Raw genomic sequence first — 24,962 nt, forward strand, 5'->3', positions numbered from 1 at the left:
GGCATGGATCAATGGCGATCAGTGTCTTCGATCTGTTCAAGGTGGGCATCGGGCCGTCCAGTTCGCACACGGGCGGCCCGATGGCCGCGGCGCACAAGTTCGCCCGCGGTCTCCACCAGGACGGTCTGCTCGAGAAGACCTCGCGCGTCGAGGTCATCCTGTACGGCTCGCTCGGCCTGACCGGCAAGGGCCACGGCAGCGACAAGGCGGTGCTGCTCGGCCTGTCCGGTGAGAAGCCCGAGCTCGTCGACGTGGACACCGTCGACGAACGGCTCGCCGCCATGCGGGACACGGGCACGGTCACCCTGTACGGCTCCCGCGAGATCCCCTTCGTCGTCGGCGAGGACCTCGTCTTCGAACGGAAGATCACACTGCCCCACCACCCGAACGGGATGCGGTTCACCGCCTTCACCGAGTCGGGCGAGATCCTGCGCGAGAAGATCTACTACTCGGTGGGCGGCGGGTTCGTCGTGGACGAGAACGCCACCGGCGCCGACCGCATCAAACCGGACGACACGGTCCTCCCGCACCCGTTCACCACGGGGTCGGAGCTGCTCGCCCGGTGCGCGGAGACCGGCCTGTCGATCTCCGCCCTCATGCTGGAGAACGAGCGGGCCTTCGGCCGTACCACCGAGGAGATCCGCGCGGGGCTCCTGCACCTGTGGTCGGTCATGGCCGAGTCGGTGCGTCGCGGCAGCACCCAGGAGGGCGTCCTCCCGGGCGGCCTCAAGGTGAAGCGGCGGGCGAACCAGCTCCTGCGCAGGCTGCAGACCGAGGCCGACCTCGACCCGCTGCGCGCGATGGACTGGGTGACCCTGTTCGCGCTCGCCGTGAACGAGGAGAACGCGGCCGGCGGCAGGATCGTCACGGCGCCGACGAACGGCGCGGCCGGCATCATCCCCGCCGTGCTGTCGTACTACACGCGGTTCGTCTCGGGAGTGGACGACGACGGGGTCGTCCGCTTCCTGCTCACCGCCGGTGCGATCGGAGTGCTCTTCAAGGAGAACGCGTCGATCTCCGGCGCCGAGGTCGGCTGCCAGGGCGAGGTCGGGTCGGCGTGCTCGATGGCCGCGGCCGGGCTCACCGAGGTCCTCGGCGGCACGCCCGAACAGGTCGAGAACGCCGCCGAGATCGGCATCGAGCACAACCTCGGCCTGACCTGTGACCCGATCGGCGGCCTGGTCCAGATCCCGTGCATCGAGCGGAACGCGGTGGCCTCCATCAAGGCGATCGCCGCGGCCCGGATCGCGCTGCGCGGTGACGGCCGCCACTTCGTGTCGCTCGACAAGGCCATCAAGACCATGCGCGACACCGGCAGGGACATGCTCGACAAGTACAAGGAGACCAGCCGGGGCGGCCTCGCCGTCAACGTGATCGAGTGCTGACCGGGGCGCCGGTCCGCCCGCGCGGCGGGGCCGGCACGGTCACCCTGTAAGAACCGGGCACAGGCGGGCGCGACGTCCGGCACGGGGCAACCCGTGACCGGACGCGGTCTCCGCGGAAACGGCCCACATGCGCGCCCTTCTATACACCGCGTATATACCCCCGGTATATAGTCATCCGTCATGACAGTCCCCTTGGCCCTGATGGGCCTCCTGGACCGCGAGCCCAGCTACGGATACGACCTGAAGCGCGACTACGACACCTACTTCGGCAGGGGCAAGCCGCTCCCCTTCGGGCAGGTCTATTCGACGCTCGGCCGCCTGGCCAGGGACGGCAAGGTCACGGCCGGCCAGAGCGAGCCGGGCGACGGCCCCGACCGCAAGCGCTACACCATCACCCCGCTGGGCAAGCAGGAGGTGAAGGTCTGGCTGGCCGAGCCGGTGGCGGCGGAGCCGTTCCTGCAGACGGTGTTGTTCACGAAGGTCGTGCTGGCGCTGATGCTGGGCCACGACGCGGAGCGCTACCTGGTCACCCAGCGCGCCACGCACATGCGGCGCATGCGCGAGTTGTCGGAGATCAAACGCGGTGGCGCCCTCGTGGACGCCCTGCTGGCCGACCATGCCCTTTTCCACCTGGACGCCGACCTGCGCTGGATCGACCTGACCACGGCCCGGCTGGGCGCGCTGGCGGAAACGGTGCGCCGCGCATGACCGTCGACGCCCTTCCCGTGCCGGGCCCGCTGCTGGAGGCCCGTTCCATCGACCGCTCCTACGGCCGGACGCAGGCGCTGCGCGAGGCGAGCCTGTCCGTGACGGCGGGGGAGATCCTGGCGATCATGGGCCCGAGCGGCTCCGGCAAGTCCACGCTGCTGCACTGCCTGGCCGGCATCTTCACCCCCGACGCGGGCGAGGTCTGGTTCGACGGGCGGCGGCTGGACACCCTGAGCGACGCCAGGCGGTCCGAGCTGCGCCGTACCTCATTAGGCTTCGTCTTCCAGTTCGGCCAGCTGGTGCCGGAGCTCACGGTGGCCGACAACGTCGCCCTGCCGCTGCTGCTCGGCAAGGTCAGGCGCAAGCGGGCCTACCAGCGGGCGGACGGCTGGCTGAAGCGGCTGGAGCTGGACGACCTGGGCGAGCGGCGCACCGGCGAGCTGTCCGGGGGGCAGGCGCAGCGGGTGGCGATCGCCAGGGCGCTGGTGGCGCGGCCCAAGGTGATCTTCGCGGACGAGCCCACCGGCGCGCTCGACTCGCTCACCGGCGAGAAGGTCATGGAACTGCTCGTCGGCCTGGCCCGCGAGGAGGGCACGACCGTGATCGTGGTGACCCACGACGCCCGCGTCGCCGCCTGCGCAGACCGGGAGGTCATGGTGCGCGACGGCAAGGTCACCGACCCCTACGCCGACGAGGCCGTCCGATGACGCTCTGGCTGGGCCTGCGGCTGTCGCTGCGCGGCGGCCGGGAGGCGGTTGTCCGGCTGGCGCTCGTCACCGCCGCCGTCGCGATGGGGGTGACGGTGCTGCTGTCCACGGTGGCGCTGTTCAACGCCTTCCAGGTCACCGCGGACCGCCCGTGCTGGGAGTGCACGACCGGCTCCGCGCCGGGCGGCTGGGCGCTGGGCGCCACCCCGGGCGCGGTGCTGTGGAACCACCGCCAGGACTCCTACGCGGGCCGTCCGATCAAGCGGCTCGACGTCGCCGTCCTCGACGCGCGGACGTCCACGCCGACCATGCCCGGCGTCCCCGCGCTTCCCGGCGCGGGACGGTACTACGTCTCGCCCGCGCTCGCCGAGCTGATGGACACCGTGCCGCGCGAGCAACTCGCCGATCGCTTCCCCGGCACCCGCGCCGGCCTCATCGGACGGGCGGCGCTGTCCGGCCCTGACGACCTGGTCGTCGTCGTCGGTCAGCGCCCCGACGGGCTGGCCGCCATGGCCGGCACCGTGGCCGTCGACGCCGTCGCCACCACCCCGGTCGCGGACGACACCACGGCCCTCTACGAGCACGGCTTCGGCATCGCCGCCATCGGCCTGATCTTCCCGCTGCTCGTCCTCATCGGTACGGCCACGCGCCTGGCCGCCGCCCGCCGCGAGGCGCGCTTCGCGGCGATCAGGCTGGCGGGCGCCACCACGCGGCAGATCAACGCGATCGCCTCGGTGGACGCGGCGCTCGGCGCGCTGCTGGGCGCGCTCGTCGGCATCGCGGTCTTCCAGGCGCTGCGGCCCGCCCTGGCCGGCGTCGCCATCACCGGCTCCCGCTTCTTCCCCGACGTGGTCGCGCCCACCGCGCTCCAGTACGCCGCCGTGGTCGCGGGGGTGCCGCTCGCCGCGGCAGGCGCCGCCCTGTGGTCGCTGCGCCGGGTGCGGATCACACCGCTCGGCGCGGCGCGCAAGGTGCGGGCCTCCGCCCCGGGATGGTGGCGGGCGCTTCCGCTCCTGGCGGGGCTGGGGCTGTTCGCCGGCCCGGTGTTCGCGGGCGGCAACGACCCGAACGCGGTGCTCGTCGACGTCGGCCTGGCGCTGATCATGGTCGGTCTCGTGGTGGTCGGACCCTGGCTGACGATGCTGGCCGCACGACTGGCCGCCCGGGTCACGCCCGGCGCGGCGACGCTGCTGGCCGCCCAGCGGCTGGCGGCGGACCCGAAGGCGGCCTTCCGGTCGGTGAACGGGATCGTGCTGGCGGTCTTCATCGGCACGGCCGTCGCCGGCATCGTCCCCGCCGTCGTCTCGGGCCAGAAGGCGGCGGGCGGCGGCACGCTGAGCGAGGTCATGCGGGCGTCGTTCGGGTACGGCAAGGACATCGACGGCCTGCCTCTGCCGCCTGGCACGGCGGCAGAACTGCTCGCCGAGGTACGCGCCCATCCCGGCGTCACCGTGCTGCCGATCTACCGCAGGGCCGACGCGCTGACCTGGCCGGACACCCCTCCTCCGTGCGACCCCGGCCCCGGCTGCCGACCCGACTTCCTGCTCGGGCACGTCGTCGAATGCGACGCCCTGACCAGCTTCCCGGCACTCGGCCGGTGCACCCCGGGCACCCGCGCGGTGAAGGCCGACTTCATCCGGCTGCTGTCCAGCGACAACATGCTCTCCGTCGACCGCAAGCTGCCGATCGTGGACGCGGCCAACCCGCCCGCACCCGGCGCCTCCGGCGGCTCCGGTGGCTCCGGCGGCTCCGGCAAGGACGCCCAGGCCGCCTCGGCCGGCCTCCCCCTGGCGGCGGTGCTGATCCGCGCGGACGACCCGGACGTCCGTGAACGGATCCGTACGCTGCTCACCGCGTACGTCGCCCGCTCCGGCAGCACCGAGACGCCGCAGACGTTCGCCGAGGTCGCCCAGGCCCGCGCGGTGCTGCTGGACCAGATGGAACGCGTCGCGCTGGCCATCGTCGCGCTGACCCTGCTGGTGGCGGGCTGCGGCCTGCTGGTGGCGGTCGCCGGCGGCGTGGTGGAGCGCAGGCAGCCGTTCACGCTGCTGCGGTTGTGCGGCACGCCGACACGGACCCTGTCCAAGGTGGTGCTGCTGGAGACGGCGGCCCCCGTGGTGGTGGCCGCCCTGGTGGCGGCGGCCGCGGGCTTCGGCGTGGCCGAGCCGATGATCGACCAGCTGGCGATCAAGAGCGCACCGGCGGTGCTGCCGGGCCCCGCCTACTTCCTGACCGTCGGCGGGGGGCTGCTGGCCGCCCTGCTCGTGGTCCTCGCCGGCCTGCCGCTGCTCAAGCGTGTGACCGCGCCCGACAACGCCCGCTTCGAATAGGACCGTCGATGATCATGACCCTTGCCAGGCGGCTGGCCGCACCGCTCGCAGCGGCCCTGGCCGGCGCCCTCCTTGTGGTGGCGCCCGCGCCGGCGCGGGCCGCCGAAGGCCGCTACGCCGCCGACATCAGGCGCACCGAATACGGCATCCCGCGCATCTCCGCGAAGGACCACGGCGGCCTCGGCTACGGCTACGGCTACGCCTTCGCCCAGGACAACCTGTGCGTCATGGCCTCGTGGGCACTCACCTTGCGCGGCGAGCGGTCGCGCCACTTCGGCCCGGAGGCGATGTCGGACGACGCCATCGACCCGGTCGCCAACCTGGCCAGCGACGTCTACTACAAGAGCGTCCAGGCGTCGGTTGCTGCGCCGGGTGCTCGCCCGCCCCGCGCCCTACGGTCCCAGCGCCGAACTGCGCGCGCTCGTGGACGGCTACGTCGCCGGGTTCAACCGCTACCTGAGCGACACGGGCGTGGCCCGGCTGCCCGACCCGGCCTGCCGGGGCAAGGAGTGGGTCGGCCCCATCACCGCCACGGACGTCTGGATGAACCTGCTCGACCTCGGCCGCCTGGGCGGCAGCTCCTCGTTCAAGGAGGCCATCGCCGCCTCCGGGCAGGCGGAGGAGCAGGCGGAGAACAGGAAGGAGCCGAACCAGCCGGACAGGACGGTCCCGTCGAAAACCGTGCCCGCCCCCGGAAGCAACGCCTTCGCCATCGGGCGCGAGGCCACCCGCGACGGCCACGGCATGCTGCTGGCCGACCCCCACTTCCCGTGGAACGGCTCCCGCCGCTTCTACCAGGTCCACCTGACCATCCCGGGCGTGCTCGACGTGTCGGGCGGCAGCCTGTACGGCACCCCCGTGGTCCAGATCGGCCACAACGCGAGCGTGGCCTGGACGCACACCGTCTCCCACGCCCAGCGCTTCACCCTGTACCAGCTCAAGCTGGTGCCGGGCCAGCGCACCGCGTACCTGGTGGACGGCCGGCCCGAGCCGATGGGTCGGCAGGAGGTGTCGGTCACCGTCCGGAACGCCCAGGGCCAGATCAACGTCGTCACCACCACTCTCTACACCTCCCGGTACGGCCCGGTGCTGGCCACCGGCTGGACGGAGGAGACGGCGATCGCCCTGGCCGACGCCAACGCCGCCAACCTGCGCTTCGCCGACGAGTGGCTGGCCATGGGCGCCGCCCGCGACCTGGCCGCGCTGCGCCGCGCGCAGGATACGCACCAGGGCATGCCCTTCGTCTACACGCTCGCCACGGACGTCGGCGGCGAGGCGTACTTCGCCGACGCCTCGGTGGTCCCGCATGTCACCGACGAGCAGGCGGAGCGCTGCCGCGCCAAGGACGACCCCGAGATGCTCCTCCTGGACGGCTCCACGTCGGACTGCCTGTGGGGCAAGGACGCGGACGCGATCGAGCCGGGCATCTTCGGCCCCGCCGCCCAGCCCCGGCTGACCCGCGTCGACTACGTGACCAACGCCAACGCCAGCCCCTGGCTGGCCAACCCGAAGGCCCCCCTCACGGACTATCCGCGCATCTACGGCGACACCCGTACGGAACGGGACCTGCGCACCCGGGTCGGCCTCGACATGATCGCTCAGCGGCTGTCGGGCGACGACGGGCTCGGCGCTCCCGGCTTCACGCTGGAGACGCTCCAGCGGACGGCGACGGGCAAGCGCAACCTGAGCGCCGAGCTGCTCCGCCCGGATCTGCGCGCGCTGTGCCGGGCCACGCCCGTGATGACGGCGACCGACGGCGAGAAGGTCGACGTCCGCCGGGCCTGCGCCACGCTGACGGCCTGGGACGGGCGGGCCCGCCTCGACAGCCGTGGCGCGATCCTGTGGCGCGAGTTCTTCCTGGGCCTGAACCGCCCGCAGAGGCGGCCCGACGGCACGGTCGTCCCGCCAAAGAGCTGGTGGAAGGTGCCGTTCGATCCCGAGCACCCGCTCACCACGCCGCGCGGGCTCGACACCGCCAACCCGGCGGTGCCGGCCGCGCTGGCCGACGCCGTGCGGGCATTCACGGCCGACGGCCTCCCGCTGACGCTCACGCCGGGGAAGGCCCAGCGGTACGGCTCCGTCCCGGTTCCTGGCTGCACCGAGGGGGAGGGCTGCTTCGACCGGATCCGCACCGGCGGCGCGCTCAGTAAGGAGGGCCGCTATCCGGACGTCAACACCGGTTCCAGCTTCATGATGGCCGTGGAGCTGACGCCGGCCGGGCCGCGCACCCGGACCGTGCTGACGTACTCGCTGTCGGCCAGCTCGGCCTCGCCGCACCACGCCGACCAGACCGAGCTGTTCTCGCGCGGCCAGTGGGTGACGGAACGGTTCACGGAAGCCGAGATCAGGGCGTATCCGCGGCTGACGACGACGTCGCTGCGGTAGCGAACACGCGCACCGGCAGGAGCGTGCGAGAGCCGCGGAACCCCCGCTCAGGCGAGGTTCGGCGGCTCATCGCACCGCTCTTGCCGGCACCCCGTGACGGGCACGCCAGCCGATCATGCCCTATTCTGGCTGTTCCTGATTTGTCGGGCGGATCGCGAATCGCAGGGGGGACATTGACCTCGTTCCTGCGGTCGCACCTGGCGTTCTTCGTCGCCCTCCTCATCGGCGTGGCGCTGCGGGCGCTGGCCGTGTTCGGCTACCGGCCCGCGCTGTGGTTCTGGGCCGACTCGTTCGCCTATCTCAGCTCGGGCCTCGATCTGCGCCCGCTGGCGTCCCGCCCGTCCGGCTACTCGCTGTTCCTGTGGCTGCTCAGCCCGCTGCGCGACATCCAGTCCGTGGTGGTCGTCCAGCACCTGCTCGGGATCGGCATCGCCGCTCTCGTCTACGCGGTCCTGCGACGCCGTACGGCACTGCCGGGCTGGGGCGCGGCCCTCGCCGCGGCGCCGGTTCTGCTCGACGTCCACCAGATCCAGCTCGAACACCTGATGATGGCCGACCTGCTGTTCACCTTCCTGGCCGTGGCCGGGGTGGCGATCCTGGTGTGGTGGCCCAAACCACCGGTGTGGGCCGCGACGGCGGCGCTGTTCCTGCTGGCGCTCGCGACGATCACCCGGACCATCGGGCTCCCGCTGATCGTCATCGCCGCCGCCTGGGTGCTGCTGTCCCGTGCCGGCCGCGGGGCGCTGGTCGCGGGTGTCGCCGCGGCGGCCGTCGTCCTCGGCGGTTACGCGGTCTGGTTCAACAGCGCGCACGGCTCGTACGGCATGGGCGGGAGCAGCACCTGGCTGTGGTCGCGGACCATGACGTTCGCCGACTGCGACAGGATGAACCCCGCTCCGCGCCTCACCGGCCTCTGCCCGTCGGAGCCCCGGCTCGCCGCGCCCGCGTACATCTGGGACGCCGCCTCACCGCTCCAGAAGGTCGGCGCGGGCAGGGAGGAGCTGGCCGGGGAGTTCGCCTCGCTGGCGATCCGCAGCCAGCCGCTCGACTTCCTGATGACCGGGCTGAAGGACGCCCTCTGGGCGTTCGAATGGGAGCGCCGGGTCTACCCCTCCCCCGGCCCGCAGAGCGCGTACGTCTTCCCCGAGTCGGTGAAGCCGTTCAGCGACAAGATCGCGTCGGCGGGCCGTACCGCCACCCAGCTCACCACGGCGTACCAGGGGTCGCCGGGCGAGACGCGCGTCGTCGAGCCCTGGGCCGGAGTGCTGCGCGCCTACCAGCAGCAGGGCTACCTGCGCGGGCCGTTCCTCGCGATCATCCTGCTGATCGGGCTCGGCGGCCTGGCCGCCCGCCGGTGGTCCGTGTTGCTGCCGCTGGCCGCGGCGGCGGCCCTGCTCGTCCTGCCGCCGATGATCGCGGCCTTCGACCACCGCTACGTCGTCCCGGTGGTGCCGCTCGCCTGCCTCGCCGCCGGACTGGCCCTGGGAGCACGGCGCTCAGCGTCGCCGGATGTGCAGCCTGACCAGCGTCGGAAGGTCGCCGCGGCCCACCACGCCGCGAACTCGTGAGACCGCCTCGCGGTTCAGCCGCCCGATCACCTCGGCCGGGTCGGCGTCGGGCAGGAGATCGATCCGGATCCGCATCCTGCGCTCGCCGACCAGCCTGACGTACAGCTTGCCGATGCCCTGGACGCCCTTCAGCGCGACGCCGAGCATGGCGATCCCCGAGCCGGTACGGCTGCCGCACCGCCCCCAGCCGGACGCGATCAGCAACCACCGCGTCGCGACCAGCCCGATCACCACGGGCAGCAGGATGCCGATCGGGCGCGCCCACGCGTTGTCGGTGAAGAAGCTCAGATCGAGGACCTCGTCCCCGGGACGGTCCCTCGCGGCGAGCAGCATCGTGATGCCGCCCGCCAGCAGGGCCACCCCCACCAGGAGGATGCCGACACGATTTCCGATGTGAGAGCGCATGGTCAGACCCTCGTCCTGCGCAGCCGTACGACGACGTCCTGGCGGCTCTGGACGCCGAGGCCCGCGAGCCGGTCTCCGACGGCGGTGCCGACCGCCCGGAGCAGTTCGCCCGTCCCCTGCGCGCGGGTGATCACCGTCACCTCGATCCGCCGGGGATGGATGCGCACGCGGGCGGCCTCCACCCCTTCGACGCCGCGCGCCGCGCTCGACAACGTCCGGCGCAGGCCGCTCCGGGTGAGGCCGATCACGAGCAGCGGGTCCGTGGTCTCCACGGCGATGAGCCGGGGGCGGCCGGGGATCAGAGCGAGGGCCACCAGGAGCGCTCCGGCGACGACCATCGCGCTGGCCGCGCTGCGGATGACCGGATCGCCGAGGGTCAGCGACATCAGACTGCCCAGCCGGGGGTCCGCGGGGGCGCCGAACAGGCCGCCGATGGCCACGGCGAGGACGGTCCACGACGACGTGGCGAGCAGAGCGGAGACCACGATGCCCGCGGGTGTCCGCCCGGGGCGCAGGGCGCGGATCGCGTTGCGCCGCAGCGTCCGCTGTTGGGTCCGCACCGCCGCGGCCGGGGAGGCCGCGAGGATGTCCTCCACGATGCTCATCAGGCCGATCACCACTTCCCGTGTACAGGCATGCTCACGTGCCTATGGGTACACCGCAAAAGATCTCGGGGGGACGCGCACCACTCCTTCGACCGGATCTTGAAGGCGCGGCGCCGCAAAATTTGCCCGGCGATTAATATGAACGCCACTCATATATTTCACCTCGGCGGCATTAAGCTGCCCATATGGACGACCGAGAGCGCCTGGACCGGGCCACCGCACACCTGGAGGCGCCGTTCGCGGTGCTCGACCTCGACGCGCTGCGGCTGAACGCCGAGGACATGGTGCGGCGGGCCGGCGGGAAGCCGATCCGGGTGGCCAGCAAGTCGATCCGCAGCCGCCCGATCCTCGAACGTGTCCTGGCGATGGACGGATTCGCCGGAATCATGGCGTTCACGCTCCCGGAGGCGCTCTGGCTGGTCTCCACCGGCATGCGCGACGTGCTCGTGGCCTATCCCACCGCCGACCGCGCGGCCATCCGCGCCCTGGGCGCCGATCCGGTCGCGGCCCGGGAGATCACGGTGATGGTCGACTCCCCCGAGCACCTGGATCTGCTCCAGGGCCAGCCCCACCAGATCCGGATATGTCTGGACATCGATGCGGCGTTCGTCGCGTTCGCCGGAAAGCTGCGCGCCGGGGCGCTGCGCTCCCCCCTGCGCGAGCCCGAACAGGCCGCCGAGATCGCGGCCGAGATCGCCAAGCGGCCCGGCCTCCGGCTCGCCGGGCTCATGGCGTACGAGGCGCAGATCGCCGGGGTGGGCGACAAGATCCCCGGCCTGTACGGCAGGGCGGTCCGCTGGATGCAGGCGCGGTCACGCCGCGAGCTGATCATCCGGAGGGGCCGGATCGTGCGGGCCGTACGCCAGGTGGCCGACCTGGAGTTCGTCAACGGCGGCGGCACCGGCAGCATCGAGAAGACCGTCAAAGAGAAGGCGATCACCGAGGTCGCGGCCGGCTCCGGGTTCTTCCACCCGCGGCTGTTCGACTTCTATCGCAACTTCGAGGGGCATCCGGCCGCGCTGTTCGCCCTGCCCGTGGTGCGCAAGCCCGCGGCCGATGTCGCGACCGTGCTCGGCGGCGGCTACCACGCCTCCGGGGCGCCCGGACCGACCCGGCTGCCGCAGCCGTACCTGCCCGCCGGCCTGCGGTACGACTCCAACGAAGGGGCGGGCGAGGTGCAGACCCCGCTGCTCGGCGACGCCGCCTCCGACCTGCGCGTCGGCGACCGGGTGTGGTTCCGCCACGCCAAGGCCGGCGAGCTCTGCGAGCGGTTCGCGACCCTGCACCTGATCGAGGGCGACCGCGTGGTCGAGGAGGTGCCCACCTACCGGGGCGAAGGGAAGACCTTCCTCTGACCCGCGGGCCCGATGACCGGGCGGGAGGTCGGCGATGACCGGGCGGGGCGGTCAGCTCCGGTTGCGGCGGCGCAGCAGGAGGACGGTCGCGCCGACGACGAGCGCGACACCCATGACGATGAGAACGGGGCTGATGTCCCGGGGCGCGTACTCGTCCCAGACACCGGCCTCGCCCTCTTCACCGGGCCTGACATGACGATGCTGAGCGCCCCCCACGAGACGCTCGGCGTTGGCCTTGACCTTCGCCACGCTCCGCTCGGCCACGCGCTTCGGGCTCACACGGTCCGCGATGGCGTCGACCGTACGAGCCAACTCCACCCGCGTACGCTCGATCTCCCGCTCCAGCGCATCGGGATCGGTCTCCGCCATGGCGACCCCCTCCTAGGTACTCGTGTCCGATCAGTCTGCCAGCTCGCGGGGCCGCGCCGCGCAGCGGCCGACCCGGTAGTTTGATTAGCGCCTACCCGCATCCGCACGGGTCACCCCCGTGGCACGCGAAGCATGGGCTTTTCCGTCCAATAGCAGGAGGACTTCATGAGCAGGCTCGAGCCCGGCGACGCCGCGCCGGACTTCACCCTTACAGACGCCGACGGGAACGACGTGTCGCTCGCGTCGTTCCGCGGCACGCGGGTCATCCTCTACTTCTACCCGGCGGCGTTGACGCCCGGCTGCACCAAGCAGGCATGTGACTTCCGCGACAACCTGAACGCCCTGACCGGCCACGGCTTCGCCGTCCTCGGCGTGTCCAAGGACAAGCCCGCCAAGCTCCAGCAGTTCCGCGAGCACGACGCCCTCACCTTCCCGCTGCTCTCCGACACCGGCCTCGACGTCCACAAGGCCTACGGCGCGTACGGCGAGAAGACCAACTACGGCAAGACGATCATGGGCGTGATCCGGTCCACCTTCGTCATCGACGCGGACGGCAAGATCGAGAAGGCTCTCTACAACGTGAAGGCCACCGGCCACGTCGCCCGCCTGCTCAAGGAGCTCGGCGTCTCCTGATCCGGGGGCGCCCCGCCGGTCGCGCACGTCGCGATCCCATACTCGGGCGGGGTCCGAACGTGGGGATGTGCCACATATCACGTGAACATTGGCGAATGTACCGTCACGGGCAAATGTCGGGCCTGTGAACGAGGAGCCGTTCGTGACCCCACTCCCCGACGGCGGTGCCCCGCTGTCCCTCCCCCCAGGACACACCCCAGTACAGACCCCAGGACGCCCCTCAGAACGCTCTTCCGGACGCCTTCCGGGACGCTCTTCGGAACCCCGCCCGAGACGCGTCCCGGCGCGTCCCGGTCGAGGCCCGCTCTCCGTCGGCGGATCCGCCCTCGTCCTGCCGCCGGGCGCCGTCACCGCTGTCACCGCCGCCGTCATGGCCGTCGTGCTGGTCGCCGCCCTGGTCGCCGGGGCGCGTCCGGCACGGGCGGCGGCGCTTGAGAAGGTCACCGGGTTCGGGTCCAATCCCGGCGGCCTCACCATGTGGGTCTACCGCCCCGACGGCCTGCCGGACGGCGCGCCCGCCGTCGTGGCCCTGCACGGCTGCACGCAGACCGCGAGCGACTACTTCACCAACTCCGGCTGGAGGAAGTTCGCCGACCTCCACCGCTTCGCGCTGATCCTCCCGGAGCGGATCGACTCCGCGAGCTTCCCGTCCAACTGCTTCCAGTGGTACCAGGAAGCCCACATCAGGCGGGGCCAGGGAGCGGCACTGTCCATCGCGCAGATGGTCGCCCACGCCTCCGGGGCGTACCGCCTCGACGCCGGGCGGATCTCCGTCACGGGGCTGTCGGCGGGCGGGGCGATGGCGGCGGTCATGCTCGCGACCTACCCCGACCTGTTCCAGGCCGGTTCCGTCGTGGCCGGCCTGCCGTACCGCTGCGCACCGCCCGCCTCGACGAGCACCTGCATGGGCGGGGCCGTCAGCAAGACCCCGGCGCAGTGGGGCGATCTCGTACGCGACGCGTACCCCGGCTACACCGGACGGCGTCCTCGGGTGGCCATCTGGCACGGGCAGGCGGACTACGTCGTCAACAAGGCCAACGGCACCGAGCTGCGCGACCAGTTCACCGATGTGCTCGGTGTCTCGCGGACACCCGCGTCCACCGAGAGCCTTCCCTCCGGCACGACCCTGGAGCGGTACGGCGACGACGCCGTACGGTTCTACGCGGTCGCCGGCATGGGCCACGGAACTCCGGTGGACCCCGGCGGCGCGGCCGAGCAGTGCGGCACGGCGGGCGCCTACTTCCTCGACACCATCTGCTCCGCGTACCACGACATGCGGTTCTTCGGGCTGGACGGCGGTGTCACCCCGAGCCCGACCCCCAGCACCACGCCCAGCCCGACCCCGAGCCCCACCCCCACCCAGACGCCGACCCCCACCCCCTCGGCCAGCCCGACGCCGACACCGGGCTCCGTCTGCGTGACCGCCAGCAACTACGCGCACACCACCGCCGGCCGGGCCTACCAGTCCGGCGGATACACCTTCGCCAACGGCTCCAACGACGCCATGGGCCTGTGGAACCTCTTCGTCACCCACACGCTCCGGCAGACCGGGCCGAACCACTGGGTGCTCGCCGACGGCTCCTGCTGATCTCTCCTCCCCCGGCCCGCCCGTCCCGGGCGGCACGCGTACGGTGACCACCGCGTCGCCGCCCGCCGCCGCCCGCCGCCACCACGCGCGACCGCGCCGCCCCCGGACGGCCACGTGGTGAACCGACACATGGCCGCAGGGTCGGGTATGGGCCGGGCACTCCGTCACGCCGATTCCCGCACCGGCGGGCGGACCCGCCCGTACGGGCCGCCACGGAGCGGTTTCACGGCGCGGAAGGCGACCACGAGATGGCGAGACCTAACACCACATTCCCACCCGTTGTGGGGACACGGCACATGGAACGCCCCCGGGACTTTGCCTAGCCTTTGCGCCAATCCGGTCAGGTCATTCGCCTGCACTACCCCCTATCTCCTCGATGCCAGCAGAAAAGAGTTGACCATGGGTCGAAAGCGTCACCAGGTCCGGTTGCCCGCGGTTCTGACCGCCGCGACGGCCCTGCTCCTGGCCGCGGCGTGCGGCAGCCCCGGTACCGCCGAATCGGGGAGCGGCGGCACCGGCTCGACGGAGCCGATCAAGGTCGGTCTCGTCTACTCCAAGTCCGGCCCGCTGGCCTCGTACGGCAAGCAGTACATGGAGGGCTTCCAGGCCGGGCTCGACTACGCCACGAACGGGAGCAAGAAGATCGGCGACCGCGCCGTGGAGGTGACGGAGGTCGACGACGCCGGCGATCCCGCCAAGGCGGTGTCGGCGGCGAAGGACCTGATCGGCAAGGGTTACAAGATCCTCGCCGGTTCCACCTCGTCCGGCGTCGCCACGCAGGTCGCGCCCATCGCCGAGCAGAACAAGGTGCTGTTCATCTCCGGCCCGGCCGCCACCGACGCGGTGACCGGCGCCGGCACGTACACCTTCAGGTCCGGCCGCCAGACGTCCCAGGACATCAACACCGCCGCCGCCTTCATCGGCGACGTGCAGGGCAAGAAGGTCCTCGTCTTCGCGCAGGACAGCGCGTTCGGCCAGGCCAACGTGGCGGGCGTGCAGGCCGTGCTCGGCGCCAAGGGCGCGAAGGTCGAGCCGCTGCTCGTCCCCGCCAGCGCCACCGACTTCACCCCGTTCGCCACCCAGGCCAAGGAGGCCAAGGGCGACCTGCTGTTCGTCGCCTGGGCGGGCACGACCGCGCAGGCCATGTGGACCGCGCTCGGCCAGCAGGGCGTCTTCGAGGCGACCACGGTCGTGACCGGCCTCGACATCACCGCCACCTGGCCCGCGTACGGCCCGGTCGCGGACAAGGTCAACTTCCTGTCCCACTACTTCGCCGGCGCGGCGGGGACCGAGCAGGAGAAGGCCATGACCGAACGGGTCACCAAGGCGGGCGGCACCGTCGACCTGTTCACCGGTGACGGCTTCACCGCCGCCCAGATGATCGTGCACGCCGCCGAGAAGGGCGACGACCCGGACGCGATGGTCCAGAGCCTCTCCGGCTGGAGCTTCGACGGCGTCAAGGGCAAGATGACCGTCCGGGCCGAGGACCACGCCCTCCTCCAGCCGATGTTCCAGGCCAAGCTGACCGGCGGCGCGACGCCCACGGCCGAACTGGTCAAGAAGCTCGAGGCCGACGCCGTCGCGCCCGCGGTCGCGACGAAGTGACGAGTACCGTGGCCGCCCCCGCCCGGCCGGTCCTGCGCGTACGCGGGCTGAGCTGGGCGGTCGGCGGGGCCCAGATCGTCTCCGACGTCGGCTTCGACGTGGCCGAGGGCGAGTTCGTCGCCGTCATCGGCCCCAACGGAGCGGGCAAGACCTCGCTGTTCAACCTGATCTCCGGGTTGACCCGGCCGACCGCGGGGACGATCGAGCTGGACACGCTCGACATCACCCGCGTGGCGCCGCACCGGCGGGCCCGGCGCGGGCTCGGCCGTACCTTCCAGTCCTCCAGCGTCTTCCCCGCGCTCACCGTCGCGGAGAACGTACGGCTGGCCGCCGCGGCCCACCGCGGCGCCTGCCTGCGGATCTGGCGCCGGGCCGAGTCCGACCAGGCGGCGTGGCACGCCACCGCGGAGGCACTCGAACGCGTGGGGCTCGCGCACCGGGCCGCCGAGATCGCCGGTTCGTTGTCCCACGGCGACAAGCGCAAGCTGGAGATCGCCATCCTGCTGGCCACCGACCCCCGCATCATCCTGCTGGACGAGCCCATGGCCGGGGTCGGCGTGGCGGACGTGCCCGCGCTCACCGAGGTCATCCGGGCCGTACACCGCGAGCAGGGGCGCACGGTGCTGATGGTGGAGCACCACATGGACGTCCTGCTCGGCCTCGCCGACCGGGTCGCCGTCATGCACCACGGCAGCCTGCTGGCCCTGGACGTGCCGGACGAGGTCATGGCCAACCCCGTCGTGCAGGAGGCCTATCTCGGGGAGGCGCTGTGACGCCGCTGCTGGAGATCGCCGACCTGCACGTGCGGATCGGCAGCTCGCACATCCTCCAGGGCGTCGGCTTCGCCGTCGCGCCCCAGGGGGTCACCGCCGTGCTCGGGCGCAACGGCGCGGGCAAGACCACCACGCTGAAGGCCGTGCTCGGCATCGTGCCCAAGACCGGCACCGTACGGCTGGACGGCGAGGAGATCGGCGGCCTGCCGACCCACGCGATCGTCCGGCGCGGCCTCGGCTACGCGCCCGAGGACCGCAACGTCTTCGCCGGGCTGACCGTGACCGAGAACCTCCGGCTCGCCGAGCGCGGGCGCGGCCCCCACCGGTACGACCTGGTCTACGAGATGTTCCCCGAGCTGAGGCAGCGGGGCGCGCAGCGCGCGGGCACCCTGTCCGGGGGCCAGCAGCAGATGGTCGCGATCGGCCGCACGCTGCTCAACGACAACCGGATGCTCCTGGTGGACGAACCCACCAAGGGCCTCGCACCGAAGATCGTCACAGAGGTCGCCGACGTGCTGGAGCGCGCCGCGCGCGAGGTGCCCATCCTGCTCGTGGAGCAGAACCTCGCGCTGGTGCGCCGGATCGCCGACCACGTCGTCGTCATCGAGCAGGGGACCGTGGTGCACACCGGGGAGGCCGACTCCCTGCTCTCCGACCCCGACCTCACCCGCGAACTCCTGGGGGTGGCATGAACAAGCGCAGCATGCGAGCCGACAGGCGTAACTCCCCCCGCGAACTCCTGGGGGTGGCGTGAGCAACGTCGTGCTCCTCGCGCTCACCGGCCTCGGCCTGGGCGCGCTCTACTTCCTCATCGCGTCCGGGCTGTCGCTCATCTTCGGCCTGGCCGACGTGCTGAACTTCGCCCACGGCCTGTTCCTCGCCGTCGGCGCGTACGGCACCTGGTGGTCGTCGGCCCATCTGGGTCTCGGCTTCGTCCCCGCCGTCGTGTTCGGCGTGGTGGCCGGTACGGCGACCGCCGTACTCGTCGAGATGCTGCTGATCCGGCCGCTCTACCGCAGGACGATCGAGCAGGTGCTGGTCACCGTCGGTCTCAGCCTCGCCGGGGTGGCGCTGCTGCAGGCCGGGTTCGGAGCCGACCCGCTGACGTTCCCCCGGCCGGAGTGGGCCACCGGGACCACCCGCGTGCTCGGCGCGATCGTCCCCAACGACCGGTTCCTGCTGATCGGCGCGGCCGTGGTGGTGCTGGTCGCGATCCAGGTGTTCCTGCGCCGGACCCGGTTCGGCCTGATCGTCCGGGCCGGCGTCGAGGACCGGACCATGGTCACCGCGCTCGGCATCAACGTGCGCACCGCCTTCACCCTGGTGTTCGCCATCGGCGGCGCGGCGGCGGCGCTGGCCGGAGCGCTGGCCGGGGTCTACTTCGGCAACGTGTCCCCCGGGCAGGGCACCTCCTTGCTCATCTTCGCCTTCATCGTCGTCGTCATCGGCGGCATGGGCTCGGTCACCGGCTCGGCGGTCGCCGCCGTGCTGGTCGGCCTCGTCCAGCAGTTCACCAGCTTCTACGCCGCCGCCGGTGTCGGGGAGGCCTCGGTCGTGCTCCTGCTCGCCGTGGTCCTGCTGGCCCGGCCGGGCGGTCTGGCAGGGAGGTCCGCGTGACCACGACAGCCGATGTCCCGGGAACCGTGACCGTGGACGACATCCGGCCGCGTCCGGCCTCGCCCCGCACGCGGTGGCTGCGCCGGGGCGTGCCGCTCGCGGCCGTCGCCGTACTGGCCGTGTTGCCGTTCTCGACGGTGAACCTGCCCGCGCTGCTGCCCGGTCCCGTCAACAGCCCAGGGTCGTTGCAGCTGCTCGCGATCTGCCTGGTCTTCGCCGGGCTCGCGGCCACCTACGACCTGCTCTTCGGCCGTACGGGGCTGCTGTCCTTCGGGCACGCGCTCTACGTGGCGCTGGGCAGCTACACGGTCAACATCGCCGTGACGAAGCTCGACCTCGCGCTGCCCGCCGCGCTGCTGCTCGCCGTACTCGTGGGCCTGGTTGTGCCCGCGCTGCTCGGCGCCGTGGCGCTGCGGGTGAACGGCATCGCCTTCGCCATGGTGACCCTGGCCACCGCGCAGGTCGGCTCCATCCTGGTGATGAGCGACCCGGGCAGGCTCACCGGCGGCGAGGAGGGGCTGCCGCTCGCGCCGGGCGCGATCCCCGGTTTCCTCTCCGGCGTGGCCAACACCGCGAACCTGTACTGGCTCGCCCTGGGCTACGTGGTCGTCGTGCTCGCCGTGATCGCGTGGGTGGTGGAGTCGGAACCCGGCCGTGTCTGGCAGGCGATCCGCGAGAACGAGCGCAGGGTGTCGGTGCTCGGCCTCCCGTCGTACCGTTTCCGCCTGCTGTCCTTCGTCGTGGCGTCCTTCCTGGCGACGCTCGGCGGGGTCGTCCACCTCTTCCTGGTAGGCGGCTCCAGCCCGCAGATCACCACGTCGAACTTCACCCTCGCCTTCCTGGTCATGGTGGTGCTCGGCGGTACGGGAAGCCGGTGGGGCGCCATGCTCGGCGGCGTGCTGTACACCTACCTCGACCACCGGCTCGCCGCGCTCGGCACCTCGGACGCCGTCGCGGGCCTGCCCGAGGTGCTGCGCGCGCCGTTGTCCGAGCCGCTGTTCGTGCTCGGTGTGCTGTTCATCGTGATGGTGTACTTCCTTCCCGGCGGTCTGGCCAGCCTCGCCACCCGCCTGCGCGGATCCTCGAAGTGACGGAGCCGTCGTTCTTTTCCGGATTTTCCGTACGGAAGAGAGCGACGGCCTCCCACTCCGGGATCATCCACGCACGGGTGTTCCGAGGAATTCGGATGACCACCCCGGCTCGGAGGGCCTTTCCGGCCTCGCCGTCGCGTTCCCCGCATGCGATTCCAACAGCGGCCGACATTTCAGCAATTACCCTATTTGACACACTTCCGAAATTGTCAGCGCCGGCCAATAAACTCGGGCCATGGCGACTCCGAAGTACAAATACACCCCCGAACTCCTCGCCGAAGCGGCCGCGAACTCCCTCAGCGTTGCAGGAGTTCTTCGACACCTCGGCATCCCCCCGTCAGGCGGCGCACACAGCCACATCAGCCGCCGCCTCAAGCTCTTCGGCATAGACACCTCGCACTTCCTCGGGAAAGCACACAGCCGCGGGACGTGGTCTCCAGCCCGCCGTCCCTCGACAGAGATCCTGATCATGCTGCCCGATGGCAGTCCTCGCCAGCGGCCGGCCTTCCTACGCCGTGCGCTTCGAGAAGCAGGAGTCGCCTACGCGTGCTCACACTGTAAGATAGGCGGCACTTGGCTCGGTCGACCGCTGACGCTACATGTCGACCACATCAATGGGAATTGGCTCGACAACAGAAAAGAGAATCTGCGTTTCCTCTGTCCGAACTGTCATTCACAGACAGACAATTTCGCAGGCAAAGGGAAATCGAAGGGGTCGTAGTCCAACGGCAGAGACAGCGGCTTTAGGTGCCGTACAGCGTGGGTTCGAATCCCACCGGCCCCACTCGAATTACAGCAAAAATCGAACGCCAAGATCGGAAATCGAAGGCATTGACCTCTCCAAGGTGAATATCAGCCTCACTGTGGACGATGCCCTGTTTCTGGAAAGCTACGTCGCCAGCCAACGCTCTCGCTCGCGATCGGCGGCGGTTCGGAAGGCGATCGACCTGCTACGCGCCGAAAGCGCCCGGGAACAGAACCACTGACCATCTCCTCGAGTCATAGGGACCCGTGGTCGATCACGCGGCCAGTGTGTCGATGGAGATCTGCCAGAGCAGCGTGGCGGCCTCGGGGTCGAGCGCGTACGCCGCGACGCCACGGCGGGTGCCCGGCTGATGCGGCGCCGCCTCGTCGCAGTCCTCGAAGTACCTGCCACCGACCCCGTCGAGCAGCGGGGACGTCGCGACCAGCACGGACGTGGCGGCGCCCTGCTCCGGCGTCTTCCATGTGACGGCCGTCGGTCCGCCGCTCAGGGCGCGCATCCGGTCGAGATCCTCTTCTGTGATGTAGCGCTGCAACCTGGTCCGGATCCCGCCCGGCATCAGCGCGTTCACGGTGATGCCGTCATCCGCCCAGCGCCTCGACGCCTCGACCGCGAACAGGACGTTGGCCGTCTTGGACTGTCCGTACGCCAGCCAGGGGTCGTACGGGCGCTCCCTGAAGTGGATGTCGTCGAAGACGACGGGCGAGCGCAGGTGCGCGCTCGAACTGACGGACACGACGCGGGCGCCGCCGGCCGCCGCGAGCGCCCGGTGCAGCCCCGTCGCGAGCGCGAAGTGGCCGAGGTGGTTGGTGGCGAACTGCATCTCCCAGCCCTCCGGCGTGCGTATCTCGGGCGACGCCATCAGGCCCGCGTTGTTGACGAGCACGTGCAGGGGGCCGTCCCAGGCGGCGGCGAACGACGCGACGGACGCCCGGTCGGCGAGGTCCAGTGGCGCGACGAGGACCCGCTTGTTGCCGGTGGTCGCGATGAGATCCTCGGCGGTGCGCTCCCCCGCCGCGAGATCACGGACCGCCAGGGTGACCTCGGCGCCCGCGCCGGCGAGCGCCCGGGCGGTCTCGACGCCGATGCCTGACGCCCCGCCGGTCACGATGACGCGGCGGCCGGTGAGGTCGATGCCGTCCACGACCTCGGCGGCGGTGGATTCGGCGGTGAATGACGTGGTGATCGGGGCACTCGAAGTCATGACATTTCCCGTCTTGTTCGGCGAAGCGGAACGGGTGGGCGTGACCAATACACATCCATACCGGAGGAGCCTCCGCTATGGGCCGACTCTAACTGGAGTATCCTCCGCTTAGCAACTCGGTCCTCGCAGTGGGACAGTGGACTACGACCCGCGAGCACATCGACCAGGAGGAACCGTGCCGGCCACCGGCCCCCGACCGCTGCGCGCCGACGCACGACGCAACCGCGACCGGCTGCTCGACTCTGCCGTTCGCGCGTTCTCCCAGGAGGGGCCGGACGTGACACTCGACGCGATCGCCAAGGACGCGGGCGTCGGCATCGGCACGCTCTACCGCCACTTCCCCACCCGCGAGGCGCTCGTCGAGGCGACGTACCGCAACGAGCTCGAACGGCTGTGCGACGCGGCCGCGGACCTGCTGGACACCCTGCCGCCGGACCGGGCGATACGCGCCTGGATGGATCGGTTCGTCGACTACATGACGACCAAGCGCGGCATGTCCGACGCGCTGCGTGCGGTGATCTCGTCCGGTGGCAACCCGTTCGCGCACAGCAGGGACCGGATGGTCGCCGCGGTCACGGCGCTACTCGGCGCCGGTGCCGCCGCCGGGACCGTGCGGTCGGACATCGATCCGGAGGACCTGCTCACGATGCTGAGCGGGGTCCCGCTCACCGCCGGTGAGCCCGCTCGGCGCGACCAGGCCCGCCGCCTGCTCGACCTTTTGATGGACGGCCTGCGCTACCGGGCTGCCGGGGAGAGCTGACGCCGCGCCGCGCGATGGACCCCACGCGAAATCCGGACTTCTGGCGAAAGAACCCGTTCCGGACCACGTTCCTGTCGAAGCGGCTGAACGACCGTCTTGATCACCCGGTTGGTGCCCTCGGAGCTTGCGTTGGTGATCCCGGTGCGGATGAACGCGCAGATCTCCGGCCACCAGGTCTGCACCGTCGTGGCCGGCCGCTCCAGTTCGGGTCCGGCCCGAGGCGGTGTGTGCGCCCCGCCACCGCTCACGGCTTCAGCTTGAGCCTCTTCCTCGACGCACCCGGGAACACGACGACCAGGTGCTGCTCCTCTCCTGCATCGTCGACCCGTACGTAGACACGGAGCCGGTAGCGGCCCTTCCCCGCGATCGCCAAGTTCGGCATCGGGGCACCCGCGCCCACGTCTCCGCCCTCGCCCATCTCCGGCACGGTGAGCTGGCCGCCGCGGCTGACGATCGACACCTCGTTGACCTGATCCCACCCGGCCGTCCGCTGTGGCGGCGGGGTGCGGAATGCCTTCACTGTGAGGCACAGATCAGCGATGTCTTCGACATGCCCGATGAGCACCGCGCCGCCGGCCACCCCGATGAGGGTGCTGTCGTCGTAGACCTTGTCCATCGCCTGCTCCGCCGCCGCTTCGTCTTCGGGGTCGTGGACCAGATAGCCGGGATCGCCGTCGGCGAACAGGAAGTATTTGGCCGTGGCCTGGACGACACCCTTCGTCCGGGGCCACGGGTCGCGGCACTTCGCGTTCTCCTCGGCGAAGTAGGCGGCGTTCGCCGCCTCCGCCTCCGCGGTCGACCGCAGCAGCTCGGGATGGGTCGCGCCGACGATCTCCGGGCAGACGTAGACGAGGTCCCACTGGTCCGCACCCCAGGCGGGCCGCGCGCTCCCGGCCCGCGTCAGAATCGCCTCCTGCTCGTCGCGGTCCTTCGTACGGCACAGCGCCCGCCCATACGCGAGGATCTCCTGGTCCGACAGGTTGTCCGGGAACATGGGCGAGACTCCGCCATCTGTGCTCCGCGCCCGGCACAGGAACGCGGCGTCGCGTTCCGCGGGTTTCAGGTCGCCGAAGCTGGGCCGGTCATAGCAGTCCATCGACCAGCCGGTGTAGGTGAGGTGCGGGGTCCGCTCCGGGTGGATCAGTGCGATGATCGGCAGTACGGCCACGGCCGCCACCGCGACGCGGATCACGCGCCGCCGCTCGGGCGGAAGGTCCGCCGGGCCGCCCTCAGCGGGCAGTTCACGGGCGGTCGCCGCGATCCACACGATGCCGACGAGCCCCACCGCGTCCAACGCGACCAGCATCGCCAGATTGCCGCTGAAGATCCTTCCGAGGAGAACGTTGAGCGGAATCACCAGCGCGTAGACGCCCACCCACAACCACCCGGCGGCCTGCGTGCCGCGGCTCCACCGGCCGTCGCGCCGCTGCCCGACGACCGTGATGATGGTCGCCGCCACTCCGCCCAGCATCAAGCCCAGTTCGACGATGTCGCCCGATCCAAGCTCTGGGAAGTCGAGCTCGTCGAGCAGTTCGTCGGCCATCCCGACCAGCTCGACCGCGAACATCGCTCCGGCCGCCGCGCGCAGCATGCGGGACCGCCAGCGGATAACGAGCAGGTAGAGGACGTCGATCGCGGTCCACAGCGCGAGCTGGGATGCCGCGTCGACCGCGTCGGGGAGCAGCGCGATCGGGTACCACAGCACGAGGGTGTACGCCACCGCCAGATACAGCAGCCGGCGCAGCGCCTTCGCCCGGCGGTCCAACGGTCCCGGCGCGGGGGTACGCAGGATCAGCCACAGGAGCGCGGCCTTCACCAGAGCGGCCACGAGCAGCGCCACAACCGTCGGGGTGTCAAACCCGCCGCGCGCGTAGAACCCCGCATAGGCCGGCGGCGACCATTCGACGGCAGCCCAGAGCCAGGTGTCGCCGAGCACCAGGCCCGCGACCGCCGCCGCAAGAACCAGACCTACTAATCCAATCCTGATAATCCGCCAGAAACTATCCGAAGGCACGGGACGCGATCTTAGTGCGGCACCGCCGTACAGGCGGGCACAGCGGAACGAGCGGTCTCGCCCCGCCGATCAGACTCCCTGATCTCCCCGCCGATCAGACTCCATGATCTGGATGCTCGGCACCCCGCCGGACGGCCCTGCGGCCTGGGCGTACGGCCCGCGCGTCGACGGCCGCGGGCACGTCGAGATCACCGACCAGCGGCGCCGTCGCCCGATCCTCACCCACGGCGTGAGCCGGGCACGATCGAGCTACCGGGAGCCGCCTGAGCGGGGGACCTCGCAGCGGAAGCCGGTCTCGGTGCGCTGGCACAGCTGTGACAGCTGCCCGCGCAGGTCGTCCATGCTCCGTTCCTGGCCGGACGACCGGTCCCACAGCCCGCGACCGTCCCGATAGTCCTGCTCCAGGGTCGCGCCGTAGAGGTGCCCGCGGCTCCAGAGCGCGGTACCCGCGGCGACGGCGCCGCCTCCGACGATCGCGCCGATCAGACCGGCGACGATCAGCTGCCCACCCCGTCCGCGCGCGAACGCGCCGAACCGGTCGGCACGCGACGGCCGCGGGGTCCCCGGGCCCGGGACACCCGCGCCGGGCGCGGTCCCCCAGCCCGGGGCGGCCCAGCCGGGACCGCCGGAACCGTAGGCGTAAGCGCCGGAAGCCGACGCGGCCCCGGAAACGGTCAGTACGGGCCCGAAGGCGGACGATGCGCCTCCGGAAGCGAATGGTGCGCCCCTGAAATGGGACGCCGGGGGGCCGAAGACGGGTCGCGCGGCGGGGCCGTAGCCCCCTGGGCGCGGGCCGGGCGCTCCGGCAGGCGACGCGAACGGCCTCGTCGGGGGCGCGGCCGAGGGCCCGAACATCGGGTTGACCATCGTCGGCGGCTGCCGACCCTCGTCGGCTCCACCCGCGACGGGCGTGCCGGTCCCCGCCTCCCCATTGACGGGCTCTGCCTTGACCGACTCTGCCTCGGCGGACTCGGCCTTGACCGGCTCGGGTTCCTGACGCCCTTCGGGTGCCGTGTCCTCTGGGCCGCGCGGCTCGTCCTCTGCGCCGCGCGACCCGGCGTCGCGATCCGCCATCACACAGATCTCCCTTTACTCGC

At 71.5% G+C, this 24,962-nt stretch carries 22 protein-coding genes, 1 tRNA gene and 1 pseudogene; 17 read left to right on the plus strand and 7 right to left on the minus strand.

Annotation, left to right across the window (positions count from 1 at the left end):
• Positions 1 to 11 precede the first annotated feature (11 nt).
• From AB0I59_RS13565 to AB0I59_RS13595, 7 genes and pseudogenes are all read left to right on the plus strand, one after another.
• Positions 12 to 1,385: an L-serine ammonia-lyase gene (locus tag AB0I59_RS13565; protein WP_061259014.1), complete on the plus strand. Its 1,374-nt coding sequence runs from the start codon at positions 12 to 14 to the stop codon at positions 1,383 to 1,385.
• A 180-nt stretch (positions 1,386 to 1,565) separates the two neighbouring features.
• The gene (locus AB0I59_RS13570; RefSeq protein WP_061259013.1) at positions 1,566 to 2,093 is read left to right on the plus strand and encodes a PadR family transcriptional regulator; all 528 of its coding nucleotides are present in this window, start codon (positions 1,566 to 1,568) and stop codon (positions 2,091 to 2,093) included.
• Positions 2,090 to 2,800: an ABC transporter ATP-binding protein gene (locus AB0I59_RS13575; RefSeq protein WP_358132651.1), complete on the plus strand. Its 711-nt coding sequence runs from the start codon at positions 2,090 to 2,092 to the stop codon at positions 2,798 to 2,800. The genes AB0I59_RS13570 and AB0I59_RS13575 overlap by 4 nt, the downstream gene beginning before the upstream one ends.
• Complete coding sequence (locus tag AB0I59_RS13580; RefSeq protein WP_358132653.1) at positions 2,797 to 5,130, plus strand: FtsX-like permease family protein; 2,334 nt, start codon at positions 2,797 to 2,799, stop codon at positions 5,128 to 5,130. The genes AB0I59_RS13575 and AB0I59_RS13580 overlap by 4 nt, the downstream gene beginning before the upstream one ends.
• Positions 5,131 to 5,144: 14 nt before the next feature.
• Positions 5,145 to 5,411: pseudogene (locus AB0I59_RS13585) on the plus strand (penicillin acylase family protein); the annotation flags it as partial.
• Between the two features lie 79 nt (positions 5,412 to 5,490).
• The gene (locus AB0I59_RS13590; protein ID WP_358132655.1) at positions 5,491 to 7,515 is read left to right on the plus strand and encodes a penicillin acylase family protein; all 2,025 of its coding nucleotides are present in this window, start codon (positions 5,491 to 5,493) and stop codon (positions 7,513 to 7,515) included.
• Positions 7,516 to 7,688: 173 nt separating this feature from the next.
• Complete coding sequence (locus tag AB0I59_RS13595; RefSeq protein ID WP_358132657.1) at positions 7,689 to 9,083, plus strand: hypothetical protein; 1,395 nt, start codon at positions 7,689 to 7,691, stop codon at positions 9,081 to 9,083.
• Here AB0I59_RS13595 and AB0I59_RS13600 read toward each other — a convergent pair.
• Together AB0I59_RS13600 and AB0I59_RS13605 are read right to left on the minus strand one after the other, a co-directional pair.
• Positions 9,012 to 9,488, minus strand: coding sequence for a hypothetical protein (locus tag AB0I59_RS13600; RefSeq protein WP_061259009.1), 477 nt, complete (start codon positions 9,486 to 9,488; stop codon positions 9,012 to 9,014). The genes AB0I59_RS13595 and AB0I59_RS13600 overlap by 72 nt on opposite strands.
• 2 nt (positions 9,489 to 9,490) lie before the next feature.
• Entirely contained in the window at positions 9,491 to 10,093 is a 603-nt protein-coding gene (locus tag AB0I59_RS13605) for a DUF6286 domain-containing protein (RefSeq protein ID WP_358132659.1), read from the minus strand.
• Positions 10,094 to 10,278: 185 nt separating this feature from the next.
• On the opposite strand from AB0I59_RS13605, the gene AB0I59_RS13610 reads away from it, so the two are divergent.
• Positions 10,279 to 11,448, plus strand: a complete 1,170-nt coding sequence (locus tag AB0I59_RS13610) for an amino acid deaminase/aldolase (protein WP_358132661.1) — start codon at positions 10,279 to 10,281, stop codon at positions 11,446 to 11,448.
• Positions 11,449 to 11,499: 51 nt separating this feature from the next.
• Here AB0I59_RS13610 and AB0I59_RS13615 read toward each other — a convergent pair whose 3' ends face one another.
• Positions 11,500 to 11,817 carry a DUF3618 domain-containing protein gene (locus tag AB0I59_RS13615; RefSeq protein WP_061259006.1) on the minus strand — a complete coding sequence of 106 codons (318 nt, stop codon included), beginning with the start codon at positions 11,815 to 11,817 and terminating at the stop codon, positions 11,500 to 11,502.
• Positions 11,818 to 11,982: 165 nt separating this feature from the next.
• Here AB0I59_RS13615 and bcp point away from each other — a divergent pair, with 165 nt between their 5' ends.
• From bcp to AB0I59_RS13655, 8 genes are all read left to right on the plus strand, one after another.
• Entirely contained in the window at positions 11,983 to 12,450 is a 468-nt protein-coding gene (gene bcp, locus AB0I59_RS13620) for a thioredoxin-dependent thiol peroxidase (RefSeq protein ID WP_061259005.1), read from the plus strand.
• 370 nt (positions 12,451 to 12,820) lie between these two features.
• Complete coding sequence (locus AB0I59_RS13625; protein ID WP_358132664.1) at positions 12,821 to 14,038, plus strand: extracellular catalytic domain type 1 short-chain-length polyhydroxyalkanoate depolymerase; 1,218 nt, start codon at positions 12,821 to 12,823, stop codon at positions 14,036 to 14,038.
• Positions 14,039 to 14,437: 399 nt separating this feature from the next.
• Complete coding sequence (locus AB0I59_RS13630; RefSeq protein WP_358132666.1) at positions 14,438 to 15,643, plus strand: substrate-binding domain-containing protein; 1,206 nt, start codon at positions 14,438 to 14,440, stop codon at positions 15,641 to 15,643.
• Positions 15,640 to 16,416, plus strand: a complete 777-nt coding sequence (locus AB0I59_RS13635; RefSeq protein WP_228636652.1) for an ABC transporter ATP-binding protein — start codon at positions 15,640 to 15,642, stop codon at positions 16,414 to 16,416. Before AB0I59_RS13630 ends, AB0I59_RS13635 begins: the two co-directional genes overlap by 4 nt.
• A complete protein-coding gene (locus AB0I59_RS13640) occupies positions 16,413 to 17,108 on the plus strand; it encodes an ABC transporter ATP-binding protein (RefSeq protein WP_358132668.1) in 696 nt (231 codons plus the stop codon). Before AB0I59_RS13635 ends, AB0I59_RS13640 begins: the two co-directional genes overlap by 4 nt.
• Before the next feature lie 58 nt (positions 17,109 to 17,166).
• On the plus strand, positions 17,167 to 18,033 hold the full coding sequence (locus AB0I59_RS13645) for a branched-chain amino acid ABC transporter permease (RefSeq protein ID WP_061254821.1): 867 nt from the start codon (positions 17,167 to 17,169) through the stop codon (positions 18,031 to 18,033).
• Entirely contained in the window at positions 18,030 to 19,124 is a 1,095-nt protein-coding gene (locus AB0I59_RS13650) for a branched-chain amino acid ABC transporter permease (protein ID WP_061254822.1), read from the plus strand. Before AB0I59_RS13645 ends, AB0I59_RS13650 begins: the two co-directional genes overlap by 4 nt.
• 711 nt (positions 19,125 to 19,835) lie before the next feature.
• Positions 19,836 to 19,908 (plus strand) — tRNA-Leu (locus tag AB0I59_RS13655).
• A gap of 235 nt (positions 19,909 to 20,143) precedes the next feature.
• Here AB0I59_RS13655 and AB0I59_RS13660 read toward each other — a convergent pair.
• A complete protein-coding gene (locus AB0I59_RS13660) occupies positions 20,144 to 21,091 on the minus strand; it encodes an SDR family NAD(P)-dependent oxidoreductase (protein WP_358132671.1) in 948 nt (315 codons plus the stop codon).
• A gap of 175 nt (positions 21,092 to 21,266) precedes the next feature.
• Between AB0I59_RS13660 and AB0I59_RS13665 the strand changes: the two genes are divergently transcribed.
• Positions 21,267 to 21,851, plus strand: coding sequence for a TetR/AcrR family transcriptional regulator (locus tag AB0I59_RS13665; protein WP_061254824.1), 585 nt, complete (start codon positions 21,267 to 21,269; stop codon positions 21,849 to 21,851).
• On the opposite strand, the gene AB0I59_RS13670 is transcribed toward AB0I59_RS13665, so the two are convergent.
• The 3 genes from AB0I59_RS13670 to AB0I59_RS13680 form a co-directional block, all read right to left on the minus strand.
• Positions 21,827 to 22,099 (minus strand): transposase, encoded by a 273-nt coding sequence (locus AB0I59_RS13670; RefSeq protein ID WP_358132673.1) that lies wholly within the window; start codon positions 22,097 to 22,099, stop codon positions 21,827 to 21,829. The genes AB0I59_RS13665 and AB0I59_RS13670 overlap by 25 nt on opposite strands.
• Complete coding sequence (locus tag AB0I59_RS13675) at positions 22,096 to 23,691, minus strand: DUF2339 domain-containing protein (protein WP_358132675.1); 1,596 nt, start codon at positions 23,689 to 23,691, stop codon at positions 22,096 to 22,098. The genes AB0I59_RS13670 and AB0I59_RS13675 overlap by 4 nt, the downstream gene beginning before the upstream one ends.
• Positions 23,692 to 24,114: 423 nt before the next feature.
• Positions 24,115 to 24,939: a hypothetical protein gene (locus tag AB0I59_RS13680; RefSeq protein WP_358132677.1), complete on the minus strand. Its 825-nt coding sequence runs from the start codon at positions 24,937 to 24,939 to the stop codon at positions 24,115 to 24,117.
• Positions 24,940 to 24,962: the final 23 nt, after the last annotated feature.

Origin of the sequence: Microtetraspora glauca, from assembly GCF_040656155.1 — a bacterium.
GTDB classification, from domain to species: Bacteria; Actinomycetota; Actinomycetes; order Streptosporangiales; family Streptosporangiaceae; genus Microtetraspora; species Microtetraspora glauca.

What these genes read in the sequence shown, in the direction of transcription:
- AB0I59_RS13565 (WP_061259014.1), top strand. Translation starts at nt 12, where the DNA reads ATGGCGATCAGTGTCTTCGATCTGTTCAAGGTGGGCATCGGGCCGTCC.
- AB0I59_RS13570 (WP_061259013.1), top strand. Translation starts at nt 1,566, where the DNA reads ATGACAGTCCCCTTGGCCCTGATGGGCCTCCTGGACCGCGAGCCCAGC.
- AB0I59_RS13575 (WP_358132651.1), top strand. Translation starts at nt 2,090, where the DNA reads ATGACCGTCGACGCCCTTCCCGTGCCGGGCCCGCTGCTGGAGGCCCGT.
- AB0I59_RS13580 (WP_358132653.1), top strand. Translation starts at nt 2,797, where the DNA reads ATGACGCTCTGGCTGGGCCTGCGGCTGTCGCTGCGCGGCGGCCGGGAG.
- AB0I59_RS13600 (WP_061259009.1), bottom strand. Translation starts at nt 9,488, where the DNA reads ATGCGCTCTCACATCGGAAATCGTGTCGGCATCCTCCTGGTGGGGGTG.
- AB0I59_RS13605 (WP_358132659.1), bottom strand. Translation starts at nt 10,093, where the DNA reads ATGAGCATCGTGGAGGACATCCTCGCGGCCTCCCCGGCCGCGGCGGTG.
- AB0I59_RS13610 (WP_358132661.1), top strand. Translation starts at nt 10,279, where the DNA reads ATGGACGACCGAGAGCGCCTGGACCGGGCCACCGCACACCTGGAGGCG.
- AB0I59_RS13615 (WP_061259006.1), bottom strand. Translation starts at nt 11,817, where the DNA reads ATGGCGGAGACCGATCCCGATGCGCTGGAGCGGGAGATCGAGCGTACG.
- bcp (WP_061259005.1), top strand. Translation starts at nt 11,983, where the DNA reads ATGAGCAGGCTCGAGCCCGGCGACGCCGCGCCGGACTTCACCCTTACA.
- AB0I59_RS13625 (WP_358132664.1), top strand. Translation starts at nt 12,821, where the DNA reads ATGGCCGTCGTGCTGGTCGCCGCCCTGGTCGCCGGGGCGCGTCCGGCA.
- AB0I59_RS13630 (WP_358132666.1), top strand. Translation starts at nt 14,438, where the DNA reads ATGGGTCGAAAGCGTCACCAGGTCCGGTTGCCCGCGGTTCTGACCGCC.
- AB0I59_RS13660 (WP_358132671.1), bottom strand. Translation starts at nt 21,091, where the DNA reads ATGACTTCGAGTGCCCCGATCACCACGTCATTCACCGCCGAATCCACC.
- AB0I59_RS13680 (WP_358132677.1), bottom strand. Translation starts at nt 24,939, where the DNA reads ATGGCGGATCGCGACGCCGGGTCGCGCGGCGCAGAGGACGAGCCGCGC.